Origin of the sequence: Micromonospora sp. NBC_01796, assembly GCF_035917455.1 — a bacterium.
Lineage (GTDB): Bacteria > Actinomycetota > Actinomycetes > Mycobacteriales > Micromonosporaceae > Micromonospora_G.
In genome coordinates this window covers 5,012,267-5,036,595 of sequence record NZ_CP109078.1, presented here as the reverse complement: position 1 = coordinate 5,036,595, position 24,329 = coordinate 5,012,267, and the positions used below count along the sequence as shown (strand labels likewise).

Here is a 24,329-nt window from a genome sequence, read left to right as displayed (position 1 = left end):
AGGGGCCCTTCCTTACTTACTACGAGACTCACTACGGGACGGACCGGGCGGTCAGCGGCTCCACTGGCCGGCGAGGCGGGCGCTGACCGCGCGCAGCCCCTCGGCCGGGCGGGTCATCGCCTGTTCGACCCCACCGTGTTCCTCGCCACCGAAGTGGTCCACCAGGCTGTACGCCTCGGTCACCCCGGCCGCCGCCGCCTCCCGGCGCCCGGTGCTGACCCGGCCGGCGAGCACGACGCAGGGCAGTCCCCGGTCCCGGGCCGCTCCGGCGATGCCGGCGACCACCTTCCCGCGCAGGGACTGGTGGTCGAACGACCCCTCGCCGGTGATCACCAGATCCGCCTCGTCCAGCGCGGCGGCCAACCCGATCATGTCGGTGACCAGGGCGATCCCCGACTCGCACCGACCGCCCAGGGCGAGGATCGCCGCCCCGAGCCCACCGGCCGCACCGGCACCGGGCAGGGTGGCCAGGTCCGGCGGGCAGGTCGGCAACTCCCGCTCCAGCACTCCGGCGAACACCTCCAGGGCGGAGTCGAGCAGGAACACGTCCTCGCGGGAGGCGCCCTTCTGTGGTCCGTACACGTTCGAGGCGCCGTGCAGGCCGGTCAGCGGGTTGTCCACGTCCGTCGCCGCGACCAGTTCCACCTCCCGCAGGCGGGGTGCGCCGGCCAGCGCCGAGGCGGTGCCCAGCGCGGCACCCCCGTACGGGAGGGCGTGGCCGAGCTCGTCGATCGGGGCGGCGCCGAGGGCGGCGAGCAGGCCCGCACCGGCGTCGTTGGTGGCCGAGCCACCGAGCCCGATCACCACCCGACGGGCCCCGGACTCGACCGCGGCGGCGATCAGCAGCCCGAGCCCGTACGAGGTGGTGGTCTTCGGGTCGCGTTCGTCCTCGGTGAGCAGGTGCAGGCCGCAGGCCTGCGCGCTCTCGACGTACGCGGTGGGTACGCCACCGGCGGCGTCCGGGTCGGTGACGAGGATCTCGCCCTGCGCCGGGCGACCGAGCGGATCGACGGTCGGCACCGCCAGCCGGCGGCCGGCGACCGCGTTGGCGAGCACCTCGACGAAGCCCGGACCGCCGTCGGCCAGCGGTCGGGCGATGGCCTGGTCCCCGGGGGCGGTGTCGTGCCAGCCGGCGATCACCGCGGCGGCCACCTCGGGGGCGGAGAGGGTGCCGGCGAATTTGTCTGGACAGATCAGAACCCGCATCACGGCAGTGTGGCAGCCCACATCGGCAGGCGCTGCGGGCGCCCCGCGCTGTGGGAGCATGGAGGGCGTGACTTCGACCTGGGTAGAGCCGTCCAACACCGCTACCGCCCTGCTCCTGCTGGGTCGCGGAACCGACCCGGACAGCGAGCGTGGCGTGGACTGTCCGGGGGAGCTTCCCCCGGCGAGTGACCCGAACCTGGTCGCCCGCGCGACCGCGGCGAAGGCCAAACTCGGCCAGCGGGTGTTCGTGCTCGGCCACCACTACCAGCGCGACGAGGTGATCCAGTTCGCCGATGTGACCGGCGACTCGTTCAAGCTCGCCCGCGAGGCCGCGGCCCGGCCGGACGCGGAGTACATCCTCTTCTGCGGTGTGCACTTCATGGCCGAGAGCGCCGACATCCTCACCACCGACAGGCAGCAGGTGATCCTGCCCGACCTGGCCGCCGGCTGTTCGATGGCGGACATGGCCGCGCTGCCCCAGGTCGAGACGGCGTGGGAGGTGCTGGAGGAGCTGGGCGTCGCGGGTTCGACGGTGCCGGTGACGTACATGAACTCGTCCGCGGACATCAAGGGCTTCGTCGGCCGCAACGGCGGTGTGGTCTGCACCTCGTCGAACGCCGAACGGGCGCTGCGGTGGGCGTTCGAGCGCGGGGAACGGGTGCTGTTCCTGCCCGACCAGCACCTGGGTCGCAACACCGCGGTGCTGGAGATGGGTCTGGACCCGGCCGACTGCGTGCTCTACGACCCGCACAAGCCGGGCGGTGGGCTCACCGCGGAGCAGTTGCGCGAGGCCAAGATGATCCTCTGGCGCGGGCACTGCTCGGTGCACGGCCGGTTCACTCTGGAGAGTGTGAACGAGGTTCGGACCCGGGTCCCCGGGGTAAACGTGCTGGTGCACCCGGAATGCCGTTACGACGTGGTGACGGCGGCCGACTACGTCGGTTCCACCGAGTACATCATCAAGACCATCGAGGCCGCGCCGGCCGGCTCGGCCTGGGCGGTCGGCACCGAACTGAACCTGGTACGCCGGCTCGCCAACGCCCACCCGGACAAGCAGATCATGTTCCTCGACCGGGCGGTCTGCTACTGCTCGACGATGAACCGGATCGACCTGCCGCACCTGGTGTGGGCGCTGGAGGAGCTGGTCGCCGGCCGGGTTGTCAACCAGATCACGGTGGATCCGGACACCGCGCACCACGCCAAGGTGGCACTGGACCAGATGCTCGCCCTTCCGTGAGCAGATCCAATTACTTGCAGTAATGGCCGCCGTACCGATAGGCAGTGACGTCCCGATTTCGTGCCATCTAGGTCGGGGTGACCAACGCCATTTCGGTCACGGAGCGCTATGCTGCCCAGGCGACACAGAGCCAGCCGTATCCCCGCGGCTGCGCCCTACGGGCTACGGCCGTGAGTGACGCTCAGCCGCCCCGCACCCCTTACCCGGCAGCATCTATTCCGCTGGAGGTTGCGTTGACCGACGACGTACTGGTCGTGCACGGAGGTACCCCGTTGTCGGGGAAGATCCGGGTCCGCGGCGCCAAGAATCTTGTTTCGAAGGCGATGGTCGCCGCCCTGCTCGGCGACACCCCGAGCCGCCTGTTCGACGTCCCGCGTATCCGCGACGTCGAGATCGTCAAAGGTCTGCTTGAACTGCACGGAGTCCGGGTCAGTGACGGCGCCGAGGACGGCGAGCTGATCTTCGACCCGGCGAACGTGGAGAGCGCCACCACCGACGAGATCAACGTGCACGCCGGATCGAGCCGGATCCCGATCCTGTTCTGCGGGCCCCTGCTGCACCGGCTCGGGCACGCGTTCATCCCCGACCTGGGTGGCTGCCACATCGGCCCCCGGCCGATCGACTTCCACATCCAGGCGCTGCGGCAGTTCGGCGCGGTCGTCGACAAGGCGCCGGAGGGCATGCACCTCACCGCGCCGAGCGGCCTGCACGGCACCAAGTTCGAGCTGCCGTACCCGAGTGTGGGTGCGACCGAGCAGGTGCTGCTGACCGCCGTGATGGCCGAGGGCGTCACCGAGCTGCGCAACGCGGCGGTGGAGCCGGAGATCGTCGACCTGATCGCGATCCTGCAGAAAATGGGCGCGATCATCAAGGTGCACACCGACCGGGTGATCGAGATCCAGGGCGTACCCCGGCTCCAGGGTTACACCCACCGGCCGATCCCGGACCGGATCGAGGCGGCGAGCTGGGCGGCGGCGGCACTGGCCACCGGCGGCGACGTCGAGGTGCTCGGTGCCGAGCAGGTCGACATGATGACGTTCCTGAACGTGTTCCGGTCGGTCGGCGGCGCGTACGAGGTCACCGACGCCCGCCCGCCGAAGCTGGGCTCGCCGGGCCAGGAGGGCGGCATCCGGTTCTGGCACCCGGGCGGCGAGTTGCAGGCGGTGGCGCTGGAGACCGACGTCCACCCCGGCTTCATGACCGACTGGCAGCAGCCCCTGGTGGTCGCCCTGACCCAGGCCCGGGGCCTGTCGATCGTGCACGAGACCGTGTACGAGCAGCGCCTGGGCTACACCGAGGCGCTGAACAAGATGGGCGCCACCATCCAGGTCTACCGCGACTGCCTGGGCGGCACCCCGTGCCGGTTCGGCCGGCGCAACTTCAAGCACTCCGCGGTCATCGCCGGCCCGAGCAAGCTGCACGCGGCCGACCTGGTCATCCCGGACCTGCGGGCCGGGTTCAGCCACCTGATCGCCGCACTGGCCGCCGAGGGCACCTCCCGGGTGTACGGCGTCGACCTGATCAACCGCGGGTACGAGGACTTCGAGGCGAAGCTCTCCGCCCTCGGTGCCCACGTAGAACGCCCGTAGCAGCACATACGGCGTAGCCGCTGACGCCTCCCGCACCGTGATGTGTGGGAGGCGTCAGCCGCCCGCTACCCTTCATCCGTGCCGTCGTTGTTTCGCCGTAAGCCCACCGACCTCGTCGAGGAGAACGTCACCGCGGTGACGCCCGAGGAGTCGACCGATGCCGCCCGCCCCAGGGGCTACACCCCCAGCAAGAAGGAGCTCGGCAAGGAGACGCCGAAGCGCCCGAGTGCGGGGCGTCGAGCGGGCGCCGTGGAGACCCGCCCACCGGCGAACAAGCAGGAGGCGCGGGAGCGTCGTCGGGCCGCACGGGCCGAGGCGGCGGCCGAGTTCCGTCGCGAGGGTGGACCCCGTGACCGGGGACCGGAGCGGGTGCTGGCCCGTGACGTGGTCGACTCCCGCCGTACGATCGGCACCTGGTTCTTCGGTGGTGCCCTGATCGTGCTGATCGGTTCGTCGGCCGCGATGCCGGATCCCGTACGGCTGATCTCGAACCTGCTCTGGGGTGCGCTCGCCATCGGTCTGGTGATCGACTCGATCCTGATCTCCCGGCGGATCAAGAAGCTGGTCACCGAGCGGTTCCCCAAGTCCGAGCTGCGGATGGGTTCGCTCTACCTCTACGCGATCATGCGTTCGATCACGTTCCGCCGGATGCGCGCACCCACTCCCCGCGTCAAGATCGGCGACAAGATCTAAACCCCGCGCTCCCCCCGACCGGGCGACGCCGGGCAGAGCCTCGGGCGACACCGGGCAGGAACTCAGGCGACGCCGAGCAGGCGGAGTACGGCGGTGGTGCCGGCCGCGGCGACCACCACCAGTACGAACGGTGCCCGGCGTACGGCGAGTGCCAGGCCGACCAGTACGCCGGCCGGGCGGGCGATGCCGGCGAAGGCACCGCCCTCGGTGAGCGCCGCCGTGGCGGCCAGTGCGGCGAGCATGGTGGCGGCGGCGATCGGGAGCAGCCGGGCCAGCCAGTCCGGCAGGTCGGCCCGTTCCCGCAGCACCACCCCGGAGAGCCGGAACGCGTACGTGCCGACGGCCAGGGCCAGGATCACCGCGATCAGCATGGCCGTACCGGCTTGCGTCGGGGCAGGGCGAGTACGCCGAGCCCGCCCAGGGCCAGCAGTACCGGCAGACCGGCCGGCAGGACCGGGGTGAGCAGCACGGCGGCCAGCGCCCCGACCACCGCCACCCGACGGGTGTCCGGGTCCCGCAGAACGGGCAGCAGCAGGGCGAGCAGACCGGCCGGGAAGGCGGCGTCCAGGCCGAGCCGGTTCGGGTCGCCGGCGATCCCACCGAGCAGCACACCGAGCACGGTGCCGGCGTTCCAGGCGAGGAAGAGCAGCACCCCGGCCAGCCAGTACGCCCGTCGTCGTTCGGCACCCTCGGGCCGGGCGAGGGCGAACGCGGTGGTCTCGTCGGTCATCAGGTGGGCGCCGACGATTCGGGACCGCCAACTCGTACCGAGGGTGTCGCCGAGGGTGAGCCCGAACGGCAGGTGCCGGGCGTTGAGCAGGAGTCCGGCGAGTACGGCGGCGAGCGGGTTGCCGGCGGCGACCAGCCCGACGGCCATGAACTGGGCCCCGCCCGCGTAGAGCACCGTGGACATGGTGATCACGGCCCAGACCGGCAGCCCGGCGGCGAGCGCGATCGCGCCGAAGGAGGCGCCGACCGCGATGATCGCCACGCTGAGCGCGCCGATGTCACGCAGCAGTGCGCGGTCGGTTGTTCGGTCTACCGTACGCATGGTTCAGAATAATGAACGCCGTGCCCGCGTTCGTCAAACCGAACAGCCTGACCGATGGAGCGAACATGCCACCGTCCCAACCCAGCTCGCCCGTGGCCACCATCGCCGCCGCCCTGCGCCGGGAACGGGAACGCGCCGGGATCTCGCTCACCGAACTGGCCCGCCGGGCCGGCATCGCCAAGTCGACGCTCTCCCAGCTCGAAGCCGGGACCGGCAACCCCAGCGTGGAAACGGTCTGGGCGCTCGGCGTCGCACTGGAGGTGCCGTTCAGCCGGCTGGTCGAGGAACCCGCCCCGGCCGTACGGGTGGTCCGGGCCGGTTACGGCAGCGGCATCCGCTCGGAACAGGCCGACTTCACCGGCACCCTGCTCGCCGCCGGCTCGACCCACGCCCGGCGCGACATCTACCTGCTCACCCTCGAACCCGGTGCCGTACGCGAGGCGACCGCGCACATCCCCGGCAGCATGGAACACCTGGTGGTGGGCGCCGGACGGCTGCGTACCGGACCCGCCTCGGCGCCGGTGGAACTCGAACCGGGCGACTACGCCGCCTTTCCCGGCGACGTACCGCACCGCTACGAGGCGCTCGCCCCGGGCACCTTCGCCGTGCTCGTCATGGAGCACCCGTGAGCGGGCTCATGGAGCACCCGTGAGATCGGCACGGGTAACCGATTCCGGCGCCTGGAGTGGGATGACACCGGGCGGCGCGGGGGTCTGGTAGAGGCGACGGACCACGTCCTCGATGTCCGGCTCGACGATCGCGATGTCGCGCAGGGTGGTAAGCCCGGCCAGCCGGGCCACCACCTCCCCCGCGGTCGCCGACTCCAACTCGAAGACCAGCCGCCGACCGTCCGCCTCGATCCGCCGCACCGGCGCACCGGGCAGGACCGGCGGATCGGCCAGCGGTTCGTCCAGGTCGACCACGACCAGGCGGCGCGAACCGTACCGGGCGTGCAGCGCCTCTATGTCGCCGTCGTGCACCACCTGACCGTGATCGATCACCACCAGCCGGCGGCAGAGGCGTTCGATGTCGGCCAGGTCGTGGGTGGTGAGCACCAGGGTCGTGTCCCCGGCCCGGCCCAGGTCACCCAGGAACTCCCGGACCGCCTGCTTGCTCACCAGGTCCAGGCCGATGGTCGGCTCGTCCAGGAAGAGCACCTCCGGCCCGTGCAGCAGCGCGGCGGTCAGCTCACCGCGCATCCGCTGCCCCAGGGAGAGTTGCCGGACCGGGGTGTCGAGGAACTCTTCCAGGTCGAGCCGGGACCGGCAGCGGCGCAGCCGGGCGGCGTGCTCGGCGGATGGCACCCGGTAGATGTGCCGCAGCAGGTCGAACGAGTCCCGCAGCGGCAGATCCCACCAGAGCTGGGAACGCTGGCCGAACACCACCCCGATGCGCATCGCCAGCCGGGTCCGCTGCGCCACCGGGGTCAGCCCGCAGACGCGTACGTCGCCACCCGAGGGCATCAGCACACCGGTGAGCATCTTCAGGGTGGTCGACTTGCCGGCCCCGTTCGGTCCGATGTAGCCGATCATCTCGCCCCGGGCCACCACCAGGTCCACCCCGTCGACCGCGGCGACGACCTTTTTCGTCCGGCGCAACCGGCCGGTCTTCACCCGTACCGTGAACTCCTTGCGCAGTCCGCGCGCTTCGATGACGTCGCTCATCAGGACCCCGTACTCCGGTAGTGTCTGATGCCGCCGCGCCACGCGGCGGCGGCGCCGACGGCGGCCAGCCCCGCGACGCCCGGCGCGGCCCAACCGACCCAGCCCGGCAGGCCCAGCGGGTCGGCCCGGCCCAGCAGCGCCAGCGCCGGGTGGTAGGCCACGAAGGCAAAACCCAGGCCGTACGCGAAAATCGCGCGGAACCATCCGCCGTAGACGGTGATCGGGTACGAGGTGAAGTCCCGACCACCGTAGGTGAACGCGTTGCCGACCTGGCCCGAGTCGATCCACCAGAACGCCAGGGTGGCCGAGGCGACGAAGATCGAGGCGAAGAAGACGGTCCCGGCCAGCGGGGCGACCACCACCAGCACGACCCGCCCCGGAGTCCAGTCGATGTCGGCCGCGGCCAGCGCCACGACCAGCACGGCGAGCCCGAACGCCGCCCGGGACAGCTTGCGCAGCGGCAGGTCCATCAGCAGCAGTTGCGGCAGGGCGCCGAGCGGGCGTACCAGGACCGCGTCCATCAGCCCGGTCCGGACGTACTGCTGGACCCGTTCGATGTTGCCCACGGCCAGGTCGGCGGTGGCGAAGGAACAGGCGGACAGCCCCACCATCACCATCGCCTCGCGTACGTCGAAACCGCCGAGGATCCGGGTCACCTGGAACAGCACCAGCACCGTGACCACGTCGAAGACGGTGGCGCCGACGTTGCTGACCAGGTCGATGGCGAACGAGGTCCGGTACGACGCCTGCGACCGCGCCTGCCCGCGCAGCAGGGCCAGGTAACCCGCGCCCGGTCCGGCCGGGTTTTCCCGTTCAGCCACCCTGCACCACCAGTCGCCGCTCGGCCCGCCGCTGCACCGCACGGCAGGCGAACAGGAGCACCCCGACCCAGACCACCTGTACGCCGACCAGGCCGACCTGCACCGCCGGACGGTCGCGTTCGACCACCACGTCGAGCGAGGTCTGCATCAGGCTCGGGAACGGGGTGGCCAGCCACAGCGGCACGCTGATCCACTCCGGCAGGAAACGCAGCGGGAAGTAGAGACCGGCGAGTACGCCGGAGGCGAGGGTCCAGAGCACCATCGGCCCGCGTACGTCCTGCAGCCAGTAGGCGGTCGCGTTGACCAGGTAACGGCAGCAGAACGAGAGGACCACGGCGACGAACGTCGAGACCAGGAAGAGCGGGGTGGTGTACCAGCGGTTCGGGAGGTAGACGTCGAAGAAGATCGGGCCGGTGAGCACCGGCGGGACGAACCGGGTCAGCATCGCGTACGCCGCCCGTCCGAGGTCGGTGGCGAGGTAGCTGACCACCGGGTGGACCGGCCGGAGCAGGTCGGTGGCGATGTCCCCGGTCCGGATCCGATCAGCCAGGTCGGTCCGTTCCCAGAGTCCCACCACGGCGAGCATTCCCTGCCCGACCCAGACGAAGGTGGCCAGTTGCGCCGGGTCGTAACCGGCCGCCGGGCCGCCGACCCCGGTGGCCACGGCGAGCAGTACGTAGCACCGGAGGAAGCCGAAGACGGTGTTGGTGAAGGCTCCGGCGAACGTCGCCTGTCGGTACGTCGAATAACGACGGTACCCTGATCCTGTTATCGCAGTAAATGTCCGGAACAAGGACATGATGTTTCTACTGATCGGTGGTGCCGCAGTGGCGGTGACCGAGCCCACGCCGTTACCCTCCTTCCGCGACCACGCTGCAGCGAGCCGGGCGACTTTACCCGGCGCCCCCGGCTGCCCAGTGAGAATTTCCGACGAGGTGACACCGCCGTGATTGAGCGCCGCGAGCCGTTCCAACGGCCGCGCCGCGCCCCCCGCCGGAACGGGGTCGGATCATGACGGATCGCTACCGGGACCGGTGGGGAGACCCGCCCGAGCCCTCCTGGATGGGTGAACCGACCACCGAGTGGCAGGCCGCCTTCCCCGGCCAGCGGTATCCGGGCGACCCCGGACCGAAGCGAACACCGCAACGCCCAGCGGCCAGTGGCCGCGCCTCGGTCGTCTCCGGCCGGGCCGGGGTCTACCCGTCCGACGGACCATCGTCGCACCCCGACGACTCGAACCCGTCCCATTTCTCCGGCCAACAGGCGGGTCGTGGTCCGGCCTCGGGCCACGGACAGTCGTCCGGGCACGTCTCCCAGGGTCACCGCCCGACCTCCACCTCCGACACCCCACCCTCCCGGTACGGTCAGCAGCCCGAGAACGGTCCACCTTCGAGGCACGGCCAACACCCGGACCACGGCCAGCCCTCCCGGCACGGCCCGCCCTCGGACCACGGCTCACCGTCCGGGCACGGCCGACAGTCGGACCACGCCCCCTCCGCATGGCACGACTCGTCCTCTTCCCGGCACGACTCGTCCTCACGGCCTGACTCGTCCTCTTCCCGGCACGACCCCTCGTCCTCGCGGCACGACACGTCCTCTTCGCGGCACGACCGGCAGCCGGGCCAGGGCGGCGATCGCGGGCAGGGCCAGCCGTCCGGGTACGGCCAGGCGGGCGAGCGGGGGCAGTATCCGACCACGGACAGCCGGCGCCCGGCCCAGGACGGGTGGGGGACGACGCCGCCCGCACCCGACCGGGCCGAGCACTGGGGCGGGCCCCTTCCGCCGGCTCGTCCGGTCGGACCCGCGCGCCCGGTCGGACCCACCCACCCGGTCAGCCCGGCCCACCCGGTCGGCTCCACTCATCCGGTCAGCCCCGCGCACCCGGTCAGCCCCGCGCACCCGGTCAGTCCCGCCCACCCGGTCGGTTCGGCTCGTCCGGTCAGTCCGGCGCACCCGGTCAGTCCCGCCCACCCGGTCAGTCCCGCCCATCCGACCGGTCCCGCCTACCCCGGTGGGCAGAATCGTGGTGGGGCGGGCGGTCCCGGGCGCGGTGGACCGGGCGGCTCGGGGCACGGCGAGTACCGGGCGACCGACCGACCCGACCAGCGCTACCAGCAGGATCGGGGCCGCCCCGGCGGGTACGACTCCGAGACGTACGAGCGGGACCGGGAGGCGCGGGAGCGCCAGCCGTACCGGCCGGGTTCGGAAGCGGCGTGGAGCGGGCAGGGTCCGGAAGCGACATGGAGTGGGCCGGGTCCGGTTGCGCCGTACGACCGGTCCGGCGGTTGGCGACCGGACTCCGCGCCGGAGGAAACCCAGGCCCTGCCCGGCCGCCGCCCGTCGTCGGCCGACCGCCGGTTCGACAACTCCGAGGGACCGGGCCGCACCCAGCCGAGGGGCTGGTCCGCACCTGACGCCCAGGTCCCGATCGGTCCCGGTGGCATAGCCCGGCCGGGCCGGAGCGACGGCCCGGCCGAGCGGCCGAGCCGGGGCGAGCAGGGTTACCCGCCCGGTGCCGAACCACCGCGCCGGCAACCGCCGAACACCGGCCGTCCGGAGCAGGAACCCGTACCGCCGCACGACCGGTGGGCCGGACCGGGTCCGGACAACGGCTGGTCCCCCGACCGTGGTCCCGCCGTACGCCAGGACCAGCCGCCGACGCGCGACGGTTACCGGTCGTCCGACCCCGGTACCGGTCGCCCGCCGATGACCGAAGCCGGCCCGACCGCCGGCCGCCCCGGCACGCCGACCCGGCCCGACCGTCCCGCCGAACACATTCGGCCCAGCCAGGACCGGCCGACCGAGCACACCCGCCCGAGTCAGGAGCGACCGGTCGAGCAGGGGCGCTCTGCCCACGACCGGCCGGTCGAGCAGGGACGGCACGGCCAGGTGCCGCCCGGACAGGGCTGGCCGCTCGCCGAGGCGGTGCCGCCGTACCGGACACCGGACCGGGCGACCGCGCCCACCTCCGGTCCGCCGGTGGTGAACGAGCCGCTGCCGAGCGGTGCCGACCTGTTCACCCCCAAGCGCGAACGGCAGCACCAGGCTCCCGAGCCGGCACCGGCTGAACAACCGGTGCCGTCGCAGCGCACCGGTGGCCCGGCCGAGGACCGCGACTCCACTCCGGGCTGGCCGCCGACGACCGCCGACGACAAGGCGACCGCCCACCCCGTTTCGCCGAGCGGGCCGGAGGAGCACGACGACCTGCCGCGTACGCCGGTCTCCGCCCCGCCGGCCGCCGGACTGCGCCTGGAATTCCTCACCGCGCCGCCACCGCCGACCCCACCCCGACCCGCTCCGGTCGAGCCCGCACCCGTCGAGCCCCCCGCACCCGTGGTTCGGCTCGACCCCGCCCCACCACCGGCCACCGTGCCGGCGCCGACCCCGCCCCCGCCCACACCGCCTTCGGCACCGGCGCCGCCATCGCCATCGGCATCGGCATCGGCATCGGCATCGGCATCGGCATCGGCGGAGCTTGTGTCGCCGGGGTCGGTGCCGGATGCCAGCGCGGGCCGGGATGCCGAAGCCGCCGCCACGCTGCCCGCCGGGCCTGCGGTGCCGGAGTCCGGCCCGGTGGTCGGGGCACAGCCGTCGGAGCCGACCTCGACCGGTCTGCCCGACGCCGCACGACCGACCGACCCCGACCGGGTGCCGGACCCGCTCACGGGTGCGATCCCCGCTGCCCTGCCGACCGGCACGCCGCCCGCTCCCTCGACACCCCCTGCTCCCTGGCCGCCGCCCGCTCCTGCCCGGACCGATGACGCCGCAGTGACGGCTCCGGCCACCGGCACCACACAGACCGCGTCGTCCACCGGCGGCACGGCGACAGCAGCGTCCACCGGCGGCACTGCGACGGCGTCGTCCGGCAGCACGGCGACGGCACCCGACCGCGAGCCGAAAACGGATGGCGGCTCCCCCGGTGTGTCGGCAACAGGTGTCCACGCTCCCCGTGAATCGGCAACAGCCGTCCACGCTCCGGGCGGATCGGCGGCGGGTGTCGGCGGACCGGCCGGGGAATCGGCGGTCGCCGACGGCATCCGCGTCGACGCGGTAACGGGCGATTCCGCTTCGGTGACGCCGGGCGGGGCCGCGTCCGACGTACCGGCCGGTCCGATCGCCGGCACGACCCGCCCGGTATCGGCGGACCCGGCCGGCACCGACGCGCGGGAACAGGGGGCACCGACCGATCCGGGCGCCAACGGGTCCACCTCGGACCATGCGGCGGTCGGACCGTCGACGGGGCAGGCAACGGGCGATGCGCCGACCGGGCCGGCGGGCGACGCCGGGGCACCGGTGCAGGGCTCGACCGACGAGGAAGGTCCGGCCGACGACGGGTACCCGGCCGAGGGCCCGCTGCCGGAGGATCCGGTGCCGGTCTCCGGGCCACCGCTCGCCACCGCTCCCCCGGGCTCACCGGTTGCCGAGGCCAGCCCGGACACCGTGCTGCCCGCACCGGAGGGCCCGGCGGCGGGTGCCGCCACGGCACTGCGGGCGCCGACCATGCTCACCCCGATCATCTCGCCGGAGGAGCGGACACCGGACGAGACTCCGGCCGAGGAGGAGACGCCCGAACCACCGCCCCCGGACCCGGAGCAGGTGCTCTCGGCGTACCGGTGGCGGTTCCACCACGAGACCCTGCGGGAGCTGGTCGAGGATCCCGACGAGTTGCGGGCGATCCGGGACCGGCTGACCGAGAAGGTCGATCCGGCGCAGGACAACCGGACCCGGGCACGGCTGCTCAGCCTGCGCGCGGTCGTCTCCCGGATCCTCGGCGACCTGGGCAAGGCGCTCGCCGACGGCAAGCTCGCCCTGGGTCACGCGGAGGCCACCGGCGAGCTGCGGCGGATCGCCATCGCCCAGGCCCGGCTGGCGCACGTGTTGCAGTGGCGGGGCGACTTCGCCGAGGCCGACCGGCTGTTCGAGGAGGCGAACTCGTCGGAGTTGCCGGACCGGCTGCGCGCCACCATGCACGAGCACGCCGGCCGTTCCTGCTACGACCAGGGCCGGTACATCGAGGCGTGCAACCACTTCGAGAAGGCGCTGGAGCTGCGCAAGGTCGAGGATCCGGACCTGATCGCCCGTACCGAACTCGCGCTGGACGCGGTGTTCAGCAAGGTGGCGCAGCAGGGCTGGGGACCGTACCCCCGGGAGAGGGACGAGATCCTCCAGGTGCACCGGCCGCCGGTGCCGACGTTCAGTGAACGGATGCAGCGGTGGGGCTACACCACACCGGAGGGCGAGTCCGCGATCGCGCCGAGCTACGCCGACGCCCAGCCGTTCCACGACCGGGTGGCCTGGGTACGCCGACCGGAAGCCCGCGCCTGGGAGCTGATCGACGAGTCCGGTGAGCTGCTCATCGGGGCGAACGCCGGTTACCTCGGCGTCGGGTCGTTCGCCGACGGACTGGCCTGGGTCTCCCGTGACGGTACCGGCGGATGGATCGCGGTCGACAAGAACAACCAGGTGGTGATCGGGCAGGGCTGCGACGACGTACGGCCGTTCCGTCGGGGCATCGCCGCGATCCGGCGCGGGGGCTGGGGTGCGGTCGACAAGACCGGTCGGGAGGTCCTGCCGACCCGGTACGCGGCGTTCGCCACCGCCCTGACCGACGGGCGCTACGTCGAGGGGTTCACCGACGAGGGACTCGCGATCGTCGACCTCGGCGGGCGCAAGGGTGTGGTCGACCGGACCGGTCGGGTGATCGTGTCACCGGCGTACCCGGCGATGGTGATCCACCCGGTGGCGTTCCTGATCGCCACCCCGGACGGCCAGTGGGGCGCGCTCGACCGGCGTGGGGAGTTGCTGATCGACCCGGTCCACCCGAGCCGCAACGACGTGATGGACGAGATCGACCGGCTGCTGGCGGACACCAAGCCGGTGCTCTGACCTGTCGGCGGCCCGGCTAGTCGATCATTGAAACGATATCGGCAGAGGTTAGGGTCTTGGGCATGGACTTCCGACACCTTGGCCGTTCCGGTCTCCAGGTCAGCGAGATCTCGTACGGCAACTGGATCACCCACGGCTCGCAGATCGAGGAGGACGCCGCCCTGGCCTGCGTCCAAGCCGCTCTGGACCACGGAATCACCACGTTCGACACCGCCGACGTCTACGCCGGCACCCGCGCCGAGTCGGTGCTCGGTCGCGCCCTGCAGGGCCAGCGCCGGGAGGGTCTGGAGATCCTCACCAAGGTCTACTGGCCCACCGGTCCCGGCCCGAACGACCGGGGTCTGTCCCGCAAGCACATCATGGAGTCGATCAACGGCTCGCTGCGCCGGTTGCAGACCGACTACGTCGACCTGTACCAGGCCCACCGGTACGACTACACCACCCCGCTCGAGGAGACGATGGAGGCGTTCGCCGACGTCGTACGCTCCGGCAAGGCCCTCTACATCGGGGTGTCGGAGTGGCGCGCGGACCAGATCCGCGAGGCGTACGAGCTGGCCCGGCAGTTGAAGATCCACCTGGTCTCCAACCAGCCGCAGTACTCGATGCTGTGGCGGGTGATCGAGGGCGAGGTGGTGCCGGCCAGCGAGGAACTCGGCATCGGTCAGATCGTCTTCTCCCCGATGGCCCAGGGTGTGCTCTCCGGCAAGTACCTGCCCGGCCAGCCGCCGCCGGCCGGTTCCCGGGCCACGGACGAGAAGTCCGGGGCGTCGTTCATCGCCCGGTTCATGACCGACGAGGTGCTGTCCACCGTCCAGCAGCTCAAGCCGCTGGCCGACCAGGCCGGGCTGAGCCTGGCCCAGCTCGCGGTCGCCTGGGTGCTCCAGAACCCGAACGTGTCGTCGGCGATCGTCGGCGCGACCCGCCCGGAGCAGGTCGCGGACAACGTCAAGGCGGCCGGGGTCAAGCTCGACGCCGACCTGCTCAAGGCGATCGACGAGATCGTTTCGCCGATCACCGAACGGGACCCGGCCAAGACGCAGAGCCCGGCCCGCCCGTAGTCGTGCCGTCCCGGCACCCGCTCTCGCGGCGGGTGCCGGGACGCCGTCACGGACGCATCGCCGTCACGGCAGGACGGGTCACATCCAGTCCTGCCAGAACCGGATCAGGTCGTAACCGGCGGCGTAGAGCGGGCTGGGCAGGCCGATCCAGTCGCCGACGGTGAACACCACCGAGAAGAACCAGTTGCTGATCCGCGGGTTCCAGAGCAGGGCGAACAGCAGCAGGAAGCCGTACGGGGCCATCAGGTCGTAGCCGCGCCGCCACTGCGGCGAGAGCCACGGGTAGAGCATGTTGCCGCCGTCCAGCCCCGGCACCGGCAGCAGGTTGAGCACGCTCGCGGTGAGCTGGAGGAAGCCGAGCAGGGCGACCCCGGCCCAGAACTCCGGGTGCGCGCCGATGTCCAGGGTGAACGCGAACGGGAGCACCAGGACCAGGGCGAAGAGGACGTTGGTCGCCGGACCGGCGAGGCTGACCAGGGTGTGCCGCAGCCGTCCGGGGATCTGGTGGTGGTCGACCCAGACCGCCCCGCCGGGCAGGCCGATGCCGCCGAGCAGGACGATCACCACCGGGAAGACGATCGACAGCAGCGGGTGGCTGTACTTCAGCGGGTTGAGGGTGAGGTAGCCGCGGTGGGCCACTCCCCGGTCCCCGGCGCGGAAGGCGACGATCGCGTGGGCGTACTCGTGCAGGCAGAGGGAGACCAGCCAGCCGGAGACGACAAAGAGGAACACGTCGAACCGGACGTTACCGAACTGGTTCCAGCTCAGTACGCCGCTGGTCACGAAGAGGGCGACCAGGGCCAGGAAGATGGGGCTCGGCCGGAACGCCTCCCTGGGCACCCCGAGTACGAGCCGTTCGCGGCCCGAGTGTTCGAAGCCCATCAGACTCACTCGGCGACCGGTTGCAGGCTCATCCGGTACTCGACCCGCTCGTCCTCCAGCAGGATCACCGTGGTCACTCCGGACGCGGAAAGTTCACGCCAGGCCTGGCCGATCCAGGACTCGGCGTCGGCTTGGCTGCCGAACGTCTCGTCCGGCCCGCTCACCGCCTGGCCGTCCGTGCCCTCGTACCGCCAGCTCCACGGCATCTTGCGTCTCCCCTCACCGATGTCCCCGACGGACCCCGCCAGCCTAGCCGTCCGGCGGCGACCGTCGATCGCCCGCAGCAGCCCCACCCCCCACCCCCACCACCGCCGGGTCACCCGCGATCTAGGGCATATGGTGGTGGATGGAGATCAACAAGCACGCATTTGCCCTAGATCGGCGGGGTGGGGGGTTCGGCGCGGGCCCGCGGGCGTCGCGCCCGGACCGGTCCGGCGCCCCGACCACAACCGGCACCGCCGCCGGACCGGTCGGATAGGGCACGAACCGGGATACCTCGCCGCCGGGGTGTGGTTGTCGCCGATGGTGGACCGACCTCCCAGGCGAATCCCCGGCTGGGCGCTCTAAGGTACGGACATGTCCGTTGACGGTTGGAACACGGTTCTCGTGCTCGGCGGGATCCGCTCCGGCAAATCCGAGTTCGCCGAGTCGCTCGTACGCGACACGACCGCTGTCCGTTATGTCGCGACCGCGCGGCAGGCCGAACCGGACGACCCGGAGTGGGCCGCCCGGATCGAGGCCCACCAACTGCGCCGGCCGACCGGCTGGACCACCGAGGAGACGGCCGAGGATCCGTCCCGGCTGGCCGAGCTGATCGCCGGCTCCGGGCCGGACGAGACGCTGCTCGTCGACGACCTCGGCGGCTGGGTGACCGTACTGCTCGACCCGGTTCACCAGCCCGCCGACGACCGGGTCACGATCGCCGAACTCGCCGCCGCGATCCGGGACTGCACCGCCCGGCTGGTCCTGGTGAGCCCGGAGGTCGGGCTCTCCCTGGTGCCGACGACCACCATCGGGCGGGCGTTCACCGACGCCCTCGGCACCACGAACCAGGTGGTCGCCGAGGTCTGTGACGCGGTGGTCCTGGTGGTCGCCGGGCAGCCCACCTGGCTCAAGCCCGGCCCGGCCCAGCCGAACGTGGTCGTACCCAGCCAGTCCGGCCCGACCCGGAGCGCACCGGCCAGCACCGAGATCGCCACCGAACAGCCGGTCGCCGCGCCGGACGTGTCGAACCGGGTCGCCTCGCCGGACGTGGTCACGCCGCACCTGCCCGAGCCGGAACCGGAGAAACCGGCCGACAGCTCGCCCTGGTCCGCGCCGACAATGATGCTCCCGATGGTCGCCACCGGACTGGTCATCCAGACCGGGATGGACCTGCCGATGCCGGACGAGTACGCCGGTCCGCAGGCGATCGACCGGCTCGCCACGCTCGACCTGCCCGGTGCCGGGCTCGGCAACCTCGAACGGGTGGTCGGCTTCGCCGCCGGCACCCAGGGCACCCCGACCCCGCGCCCGTGGCGGTCGGTACGCGTACTCCTGCTGCACGGTGACCACGACGGTGGCAGCGCCGCCGGGACCGTACCGGGTGAGTCCGGCCGGCGCGCCGACCAGGCCCGCGCCGGCAGGGGCCCGCTCGCCCGGCTCGCCGCCGGGGTCGGCGCGAGCCTCCAGGTGGTGGACGCGCCGACCGCCGCCCCGATCGAGGACGGACCGGCGCTGACCGCCGAGGCCGTCGAGTCCGCCCTGCGTTACGGCTGGCGGCTGGCCGAGGAGGCGGTGGACGACGGGGTCGAGGTGATCGTGCTCGCCTCCTGCGGGGCCGGCACCGAGGCCGCCACCGCGGCCGTGCTCGCCGCGACCGCGGGTGCCGAGCCGGCCGCCGTACTCGGACGGGTGATCAGCCCCGGCAGCCAGGTGGACGACGCGGCCTGGATGATCCGCTGCGCGACCGTACGCGACGCCCTGCACCGCAGCCGGCGCAGCCCGCGCGGACCCAAGGACATCCTGGCCGAGCTGGGCGGGGGCGACGTCGCGATCGCCGCCGGCATCCTGCTCGGTGCGACCGCCCGGCGTACGCCGGTCCTGCTCGACGGTCCGGTCGGCGTGGCCGCCGGGATGGTGAGCCGTGATCTCGCCGGGCAGTCCCGGCACTGGTGCCTGCTGCCGGACCACGGCGGACATCCGGCGGTCCGGCTCGCGGCCGACGTGCTCGGGCTGACCCCGCTGCTCGACCTGAAGCTCGACCTGGGCGAGGGGGCGACCGCGCTGGCCACCCTGCCACTGCTGCGTACGGCGCTGACCCTGGCCGGGTCGGTGGGCGGGCACCCGTCCCTGGCACCGAGCGGCTGGGCCGAACCGGAGGACGAGGCGCCGGCCACCGGCGAGCAGCCGGGCCGGCACGGATCACCGGACGGGGACGAACACCCCGACGGTGACGAACAGCGCTTCGGTGCCGAACCCGGCCGGCACGGGACCGGCGACGACGGCGAGTTCGACGAGCCGGAGCCGGCGGGCCCCGGCCCCGCCCGACCCGACTGGTCCCCCACCGGCGACCCGGACAACCGGGCCTGGGCCGAGGACCGAACCGGTCCGGACAGCGAGCAGGCGGGCGGCACCGGAACACGGGCCGAGGGATTCGACGCGCGGGCCGGCGACGGCGCCTCGCGCGGTGCCTGAACGCAGGATTCCGGCCGGCGCCCGGCTGGCGCTGACCACGTTCACCACCCTGCCGCTGCGTACGGGCAGGGTGGACCGGGAGACGGCGGCGGTGGCGATGACGCTCGCCCCCGCCACCGGTGCACTGCTCGGTACGGTGCTCGCCGCGATCCTGCTCGGGGCGACCGCCGCCGGTGCCCCGGAGCTGGTCGCGGGGGCGGTGACGGTCGCCGCCGGAGCCCTGTTCACCCGGGGACTGCACCTGGACGGGCTCGCCGACACCGTCGACGCGCTCGGGTCGTACCGGTCCGGGCCGGCGGCGCTGGAGATCATGAAGAAGCCCGACGTGGGCCCGTTCGGGGTCGCGGCGCTCGTGCTCGTACTCCTGATCCAGGTCGGCGTGCTCGCGGCGCTGCCGGACCGGAGCTGGCCGGCCCTGCTGGCGACCGTGGTCACCGCGAGCGCGGCCGGCCGGCTGGCGGTGACCTGGGCCTGCCGGCGGGGTGTGCCGGCCGCCCGGCCGGAGGGACTGGGCGCGCTGGTCGCCGGGACCGTCGGGCGGGTGCCGCTGGCGGTGGCCACCGTCGCCGTCGCGGGTGTGGCGGTGGCGGCCGTGCCGGGCCGCCCGTGGCAGGGCCCGGTCGTGGTCGGCCTCGCCCTGGTCGGCGGGCTGGTGGTGCTGCGCCATACCGTACGGCGGTTCGGTGGGATCACCGGTGACGTCCTCGGTGCCCAGGTCGAGCTGGTCACCACGCTGGTCTACCTCGGTCTGGTGCTGACCGGCTGATCCGGCCGGACATCTTCGGTAGCGTTCGCGAAAGAGAATCACTACTTTTCGTCGAGCGGGGCACGTCATGATCATTACGGACGATTTCCTGCCTCTGCCGGTGCCGGAGTCGCTCTCCGCGACCTACCTGGTACCGGTCTCGACCCCGCCCGAGGTGACCCCGGCCCAGGCCATGGCGGCACTCGGCGACCGGGTCACCGAACTGGTCCACGACCTCACCCGGCAGATGCTGGACAGCCCGCTGATGACCGTCGACCTGCGGCCGGTGTCGGAGTTCCCGCACCTGCCGCCGGACCTGCTCACCGCGTTCGGCGCCACCGACGAACAACTCGCCCGGCTCGCCGCCGCCAACAACCTGGTGGTGATCCAGGCGAGCTACCGGCCGGGCTGGCCACCGGCGCACGAGTGGGCGGCCCGGGCGGTCGGCGCGGCGATGGCGGACGCGGTCGGCGGGGACCTGGTCGACGTGTTCGGCCTGCAGTTCCTCGAACCGGCCACCGCGCTGCGGTCGCTGCCCGACGCCGAGGGCCGGGTCCGGCTGGTCGACTGGGTGCTGGTGCCGTACTCGACCGCCGAGGGCGGGCTCTGGTTCACCACCAAGGGCCTGCGCCGGTTCGGGCTGCTGGAACTCCAGGCCCAGGAGGTGCCGGGGCACCTGACCCGGGGCTGGGGTGCGGTGATGACCGGGGTCGCCCGGCGACTGCTGCGTACCTGGACCGACGGGCTGAACGGGATCGAGGTGCCCGCCTTCGTGCAACTGCCGGTGGTCACCACCGTCACCGACCACGACATCGCGGTCGCGTACGGCTATCCGCGCCAGTCCGACGCCGCCGGCCCGGCCGCCCTGCGGCTGGAACTCGACCCGGCCACCGATCCCGAGGCCGACTCGTTCCTGACCCTGCTCCCCCCGATCGGGCACCAGGGTCCGCCCAGCCGGTACTTCGCCGGCATCTGCACCACCCTGTTCGGCGCTCCCCGCTCCGACATCCGCTACGACCGCAGCGACGACGCGATGGCGCGGGCCGTCGCCACCGCCCGCGCCGGCCTGACCGGGGTACGGGACCGGTTCGTCGGCGGCTCGCTCGCCGGTGACCTGCAACTGCTGATCAAGTACGGCCTGGTCACCGCCGAGGGCCCCGAGTACGTCTGGGCCGGCGTCGACTCCTGGCACCGCCCGGAGCTGATCCACGGCACCAGCGCCTGCGACGCGGTAGCCGACCCGGCGGTCCGGATCGGTGCCCCGGTCGTGATCGCGACCGCCGACGTCGTCGACTGGGCGCTACTGGACCGGGGCACGGTCGTCGAGGGCGGCTGGACCCAGGCCGTACTGGACTCCGGCCGCAACGGCTGAGCCGGTCCGGTGGTCCCGATCGGCGGACCGGTCCCCGGCGCGCCGATCGGCGGTCAGCGGACGGACGGTTGCACGAACGGGGGCCGGACCACCTTCATCACCGAGCGCCGGCCGCGTACGTCGACCTCGACGGTCGCGCCCTCGGCGAGCCCGGCGTCGGTGTCCAGCAGGGCGAGCCCGATCCCGGACTTGTTGGTCGGGGAGAACGTGCCGCTGGTGACCGTGCCGACCCCGGCGTCACCGGCGAGGACCCGCATCCCCGGACGCGGGATGCCCCGGTCCTGTGCGGCGAGCCCCCAGAGCAGCCGGCGCGGTCCGGCCGCCTTCTCCGCCAGCAGCGCGTCCCGGCCCCAGAAGGCGGGCTTGTTCCAGCCGACCGCCCAGCCGGACCGGGCCTGGACCGGGGTGATCTCCAGCGACAGGTCCTGCCCGTGCAGCGGGTAGCCCATCTCGGTACGCAGCGTGTCCCGGGCGGCCAACCCGCAGGCCCGCAGCCCGTACGGCTCACCGGCGGCGAACAGGGCGTCCCAGACCGCGGTCGCCCCGGCCTCGGGTACGACGAGTTCGTACCCGTGTTCGCCGGTGTATCCGGTCCGGCACACCACCAGTTCGACCGGCTCGCCGTCGCCGACCGCGAGGGTGGCGGTGGAGAAGCTCATGTAGTCGTGTTCGGTCGGCAGGCCGAGCGCGCCGAGCAGGTCGGCCGAGCGCGGCCCCTGCACCGCGAGGACCGCGTACGCCCGGTGTTCGTCGGTGACGGTGACCCCGGCGGGGGCGGCGGCGCGCAGGCGGCGGACCACCTCGGCGGTGTTGGCCGCGTTCGGGATGAGGAAGACGTGCTCGTCGCCGTAGAGGTAGGCGATGATGTCGTCCACCACGCCGCCGGTGGCCTCGTCGCAGCAGAGCGTGTACTGGGCCCGGCCGGGGCCGATCCGGCCCAGGTCGTTGCTGAGGCAGGCGTTGACGAAGTCGGCCGCACCGGGACCGGTGACCCGCGCCTTGCCCAGGTGGGAGACGTCGAACACGCCGACCGCCTCGCGGACCGCGGTGTGCTCCTTGAGCACCCCGCCGCCGGCGTACTCCAGCGGCATGGACCAGCCGCCGAAGGCGGCGAACTTGGCGCCCAGCGCGGCGTGCCGCTCGTGCAGGGGTGAGCGGAGCAGCGCGTCGGCGGCGGGCGTGGTCAGGTCGGTCATGGTTGGCAACTTACCGGGGGGCGCCCTCCTGGCTCACCGGGGCTCGACCTGGTGATTAACATCGGCGGGATCCCTTCGGCGACAGTCGCTGGGACAGCCGACCTCTCCGGCGGGTAGGTTCGCCGGAGACCTTCGTCGCCGGACCGCGCACAACGCGGCCGGCCAAGCCCGTCCGGAGACGCCGAGTGACATCGCCCAGCACCACCCTCAGCCTGGTCGACACCGACCCCGCGGAGCTTCCCGTCGACGCTCTTGTCATCGGCGTGCACAGCCAGAGCGGATCCGCGGACACCGGGGGTGAGGGGCCCGGCGGGTACGCCGGCACGCTGCTGCTGGCGACCGGGGCGGAGAGCATCGCCGCCGCGTTCGACGGGCGCCTGACCGAGACCCTGGCCCTGCTCGGCGCGACCGGCGCCCCGGGCGAGGTGATCAAGCTCGCAACGCTCGGTACGGTGACCGCACCGCTGGTCGTGGCCGTGGGCCTGGGTGCCGAGCCGACCGGTGCCGCCCCCGCCCCGGAAATCCTGCGCCGGGCGGCGGGGTCCGCGATCCGGGCCCTGGCCGGCGCGGACCGGGTGGCGCTGAGCCTGCCGGTGCCGGACGACGAGGACGCCCCGGCCGCGCTGCGCGCGGTGGCCGAGGGCGCGCTCATCGGCGGTTACCGGTTCACCGGTTACAAGACCCGCCCGCAGCCGACCCGCCGTACCCCGGTGGTGGAGGTTTCGGTGCACGTGCCGGACGCCGCCGACGCGACCGCCCGCGCCGAGATCGCCCGCGCGACCGTGGTCGCCGCCGCCGTCGCCCGGACCCGGGACTGGGTGAACACCGCCCCGAACGAGCTGCGCCCGCCGTCGTTCGCCGACTCGGTGGTGGCCGCCGCCAACGCGGCCGGGCTGACCGTCGAGGTGCTGGACGAGAAGGCCCTCGCGGACGGTGGTTACGGCGGCATCGTCGCGGTCGGGCAGGGCTCGGACGCCCCGCCGCGGCTGGTCAAGCTGAGCTACCAGCCCCCGGCCGGCACCGCCGGGGCCGGGAAGCGGATCGCGCTCGTCGGCAAGGGCATCACCTTCGACACCGGTGGCGTCTCGATCAAGCCGGCGCAGGGCATGTGGGAGATGAAGTCCGACATGGCCGGCGCGGCGGCGGTCGCCGCCACCATGCTCGCCATCGCGGAGCTGAAGCCGGCCGTGTCGGTCCAGGCGTACCTGCCGATGGCGGAGAACATGCCGTCGGCGAGCAGCTACCGCCCCGGCGACGTGGTCACCATGTTCGACGGCAAGCGGGTCGAGGTGCTCAACACCGACGCCGAGGGCCGGATGATCCTGGCCGACGCGATCGCCCGGGCCTGCGCGGACGGCTGCGACTACCTGCTGGAGACCTCCACCCTGACCGGTGGCCAGGTGGTCGCGCTGGGCAAGCGGGTCGCCGGGGTGATGGGTACGCCGGAGCTGTGCACCCGGGTACGCACCGCCGGTGACGCGGTCGGCGAGCCGGCCTGGCCGATGCCGCTGCCGGAGGACGTACGCAAGGGCATGGACTCGGACGTCGCCGACATCTCCCAGGTCAACGCGGGCATGGACCGGGCCGGTCACATGCTGCAGGGCGGCGTCTTCCTGCGCGAGTTCGTCACCGACGGGGTCGACTGGGCGCACATCGACATCGCCGGCCCGAGTTACCACTCGGGTGAGCCGACCGGTTACTGGACCAAGGGCGGGACCGCGGTCCCGGTACGGACCCTGCTGCACCTGGTCGAGGACATCGCCGCCAACAACTGACCGCCACACGCGAACCGACCCCCGGCCACGCTCGGCCGGGGGTCGTCGCACTTCCGATGCGGCTCAGGCACCCGCATTTCTCTTGCGGCGTTCGTTGAAGTCGCGCATCCGCTGCGGGTAGCCGACCAGTCGGACGTCGTAGATCGGGATCGCCATCTTGTGGGCGAACCGGCGGGCGCCCTCCGGGCTGTCGATCCGGCGCCGGGTCCACTCCCCGTCCGACGCGATCAACATCACTGTCGTCTCGGTCACCGTCGTACGCGGCTCGATGAACGCCTCGACACCCCGTCTCGACTTGACGAACTGCTCCAGGTGCTCCACGTCCCCGCGGTTCGCAACGCGATCACCTGCCGCGTTGCCGCCCTGCTTGCGGCGCCTAAACCAGGCCACCCGCTCTTCTCCTCCCGCCCACCCGTGCCGGCCGTGTCCGGTGGTTGGGCAAAGAGTACGTGGAACGGACGTGTCCTTGGGCACCTCA

Annotated in this window: 19 protein-coding genes and 1 pseudogene; 10 read left to right on the top strand and 10 right to left on the bottom strand. The window is 72.7% G+C overall.

The annotated features are described in order from the left end of the window. Positions 1-51 precede the first annotated feature (51 nt). Positions 52-1,206, bottom strand: a complete 1,155-nt coding sequence (locus OIE47_RS23295; RefSeq protein WP_326556655.1) for a glycerate kinase family protein — start codon at positions 1,204-1,206, stop codon at positions 52-54. A gap of 67 nt (positions 1,207-1,273) precedes the next feature. On the opposite strand from OIE47_RS23295, the gene nadA reads away from it, so the two are divergent. The 3 genes from nadA (at position 1,274) to OIE47_RS23280 (ending at position 4,725) form a co-directional block, all read left to right on the top strand. Next, positions 1,274-2,443, top strand: coding sequence for a quinolinate synthase NadA (gene nadA, locus OIE47_RS23290; protein WP_326556654.1), 1,170 nt, complete (start codon positions 1,274-1,276; stop codon positions 2,441-2,443). A 233-nt stretch (positions 2,444-2,676) separates the two neighbouring features. After that, positions 2,677-4,032, top strand: a complete 1,356-nt coding sequence (gene murA / locus OIE47_RS23285) for a UDP-N-acetylglucosamine 1-carboxyvinyltransferase (RefSeq protein WP_326556653.1) — start codon at positions 2,677-2,679, stop codon at positions 4,030-4,032. A 78-nt stretch (positions 4,033-4,110) separates the two neighbouring features. Further along, a complete protein-coding gene (locus OIE47_RS23280) occupies positions 4,111-4,725 on the top strand; it encodes a DUF3043 domain-containing protein (protein ID WP_326556652.1) in 615 nt (204 codons plus the stop codon). A 62-nt stretch (positions 4,726-4,787) separates the two neighbouring features. Here the strand turns inward: OIE47_RS23280 and OIE47_RS23275 are convergent, their stop codons facing one another. Then, the gene (locus tag OIE47_RS23275) at positions 4,788-5,096 is read right to left on the bottom strand and encodes an AzlD domain-containing protein (RefSeq protein WP_326556651.1); all 309 of its coding nucleotides are present in this window, start codon (positions 5,094-5,096) and stop codon (positions 4,788-4,790) included. Next, complete coding sequence (locus OIE47_RS23270) at positions 5,090-5,776, bottom strand: AzlC family ABC transporter permease (RefSeq protein ID WP_326556650.1); 687 nt, start codon at positions 5,774-5,776, stop codon at positions 5,090-5,092. The genes OIE47_RS23275 and OIE47_RS23270 overlap by 7 nt, the downstream gene beginning before the upstream one ends. Positions 5,777-5,841: 65 nt before the next feature. On the opposite strand from OIE47_RS23270, the gene OIE47_RS23265 reads away from it, so the two are divergent. Continuing rightward, positions 5,842-6,405 carry a helix-turn-helix domain-containing protein gene (locus OIE47_RS23265; protein WP_326563206.1) on the top strand — a complete coding sequence of 188 codons (564 nt, stop codon included), beginning with the start codon at positions 5,842-5,844 and terminating at the stop codon, positions 6,403-6,405. Between the two features lie 6 nt (positions 6,406-6,411). Here the strand turns inward: OIE47_RS23265 and OIE47_RS23260 are convergent, their stop codons facing one another. The 3 genes from OIE47_RS23260 to OIE47_RS23250 are packed head-to-tail and all read right to left on the bottom strand — an operon-like array spanning position 6,412 to position 9,060. Next, positions 6,412-7,440 carry an ABC transporter ATP-binding protein gene (locus OIE47_RS23260; protein ID WP_326556649.1) on the bottom strand — a complete coding sequence of 343 codons (1,029 nt, stop codon included), beginning with the start codon at positions 7,438-7,440 and terminating at the stop codon, positions 6,412-6,414. Continuing rightward, a complete protein-coding gene (locus tag OIE47_RS23255; protein WP_326556648.1) occupies positions 7,440-8,261 on the bottom strand; it encodes an ABC transporter permease in 822 nt (273 codons plus the stop codon). The genes OIE47_RS23260 and OIE47_RS23255 overlap by 1 nt, the downstream gene beginning before the upstream one ends. Continuing rightward, entirely contained in the window at positions 8,254-9,060 is an 807-nt protein-coding gene (locus tag OIE47_RS23250) for an ABC transporter permease (protein WP_326556647.1), read from the bottom strand. Before OIE47_RS23250 ends, OIE47_RS23255 begins: the two co-directional genes overlap by 8 nt. A 212-nt stretch (positions 9,061-9,272) precedes the next feature. Here OIE47_RS23250 and OIE47_RS23245 point away from each other — a divergent pair, with 212 nt between their 5' ends. After that, on the top strand, positions 9,273-14,147 hold the full coding sequence (locus OIE47_RS23245; RefSeq protein WP_326556646.1) for a hypothetical protein: 4,875 nt from the start codon (positions 9,273-9,275) through the stop codon (positions 14,145-14,147). A 62-nt stretch (positions 14,148-14,209) separates the two neighbouring features. After that, complete coding sequence (locus tag OIE47_RS23240) at positions 14,210-15,205, top strand: aldo/keto reductase family protein (RefSeq protein WP_326556645.1); 996 nt, start codon at positions 14,210-14,212, stop codon at positions 15,203-15,205. 78 nt (positions 15,206-15,283) lie between these two features. Here the strand turns inward: OIE47_RS23240 and OIE47_RS23235 are convergent, their stop codons facing one another. Then, positions 15,284-16,087 carry a site-2 protease family protein gene (locus OIE47_RS23235; RefSeq protein ID WP_326556644.1) on the bottom strand — a complete coding sequence of 268 codons (804 nt, stop codon included), beginning with the start codon at positions 16,085-16,087 and terminating at the stop codon, positions 15,284-15,286. A gap of 5 nt (positions 16,088-16,092) precedes the next feature. Continuing rightward, positions 16,093-16,293, bottom strand: a complete 201-nt coding sequence (locus OIE47_RS23230) for a hypothetical protein (protein WP_326556643.1) — start codon at positions 16,291-16,293, stop codon at positions 16,093-16,095. A gap of 370 nt (positions 16,294-16,663) precedes the next feature. Between OIE47_RS23230 and OIE47_RS23225 the strand changes: the two are divergent. The 3 genes and pseudogenes from OIE47_RS23225 to OIE47_RS23215 form a co-directional block, all read left to right on the top strand. After that, a pseudogene (locus tag OIE47_RS23225) lies at positions 16,664-18,652 on the top strand (bifunctional adenosylcobinamide kinase/adenosylcobinamide-phosphate guanylyltransferase); the annotation flags it as partial. Between the two features lie 103 nt (positions 18,653-18,755). Next, positions 18,756-19,529, top strand: coding sequence for an adenosylcobinamide-GDP ribazoletransferase (locus OIE47_RS23220; protein WP_326556642.1), 774 nt, complete (start codon positions 18,756-18,758; stop codon positions 19,527-19,529). A gap of 67 nt (positions 19,530-19,596) precedes the next feature. Further along, positions 19,597-20,880, top strand: coding sequence for a DUF2314 domain-containing protein (locus tag OIE47_RS23215; RefSeq protein WP_326556641.1), 1,284 nt, complete (start codon positions 19,597-19,599; stop codon positions 20,878-20,880). A gap of 53 nt (positions 20,881-20,933) precedes the next feature. On the opposite strand, the gene gcvT is transcribed toward OIE47_RS23215, so the two are convergent. Beyond that, positions 20,934-22,076 (bottom strand): glycine cleavage system aminomethyltransferase GcvT, encoded by a 1,143-nt coding sequence (gcvT, locus tag OIE47_RS23210; protein ID WP_326556640.1) that lies wholly within the window; start codon positions 22,074-22,076, stop codon positions 20,934-20,936. Positions 22,077-22,261: 185 nt separating this feature from the next. Between gcvT and OIE47_RS23205 the strand changes: the two genes are divergently transcribed. Next, positions 22,262-23,851, top strand: a complete 1,590-nt coding sequence (locus OIE47_RS23205) for a leucyl aminopeptidase (protein ID WP_326556639.1) — start codon at positions 22,262-22,264, stop codon at positions 23,849-23,851. 63 nt (positions 23,852-23,914) lie between these two features. Here OIE47_RS23205 and OIE47_RS23200 read toward each other — a convergent pair whose 3' ends face one another. Beyond that, complete coding sequence (locus OIE47_RS23200; protein ID WP_326556638.1) at positions 23,915-24,241, bottom strand: hypothetical protein; 327 nt, start codon at positions 24,239-24,241, stop codon at positions 23,915-23,917. Positions 24,242-24,329: the final 88 nt, after the last annotated feature.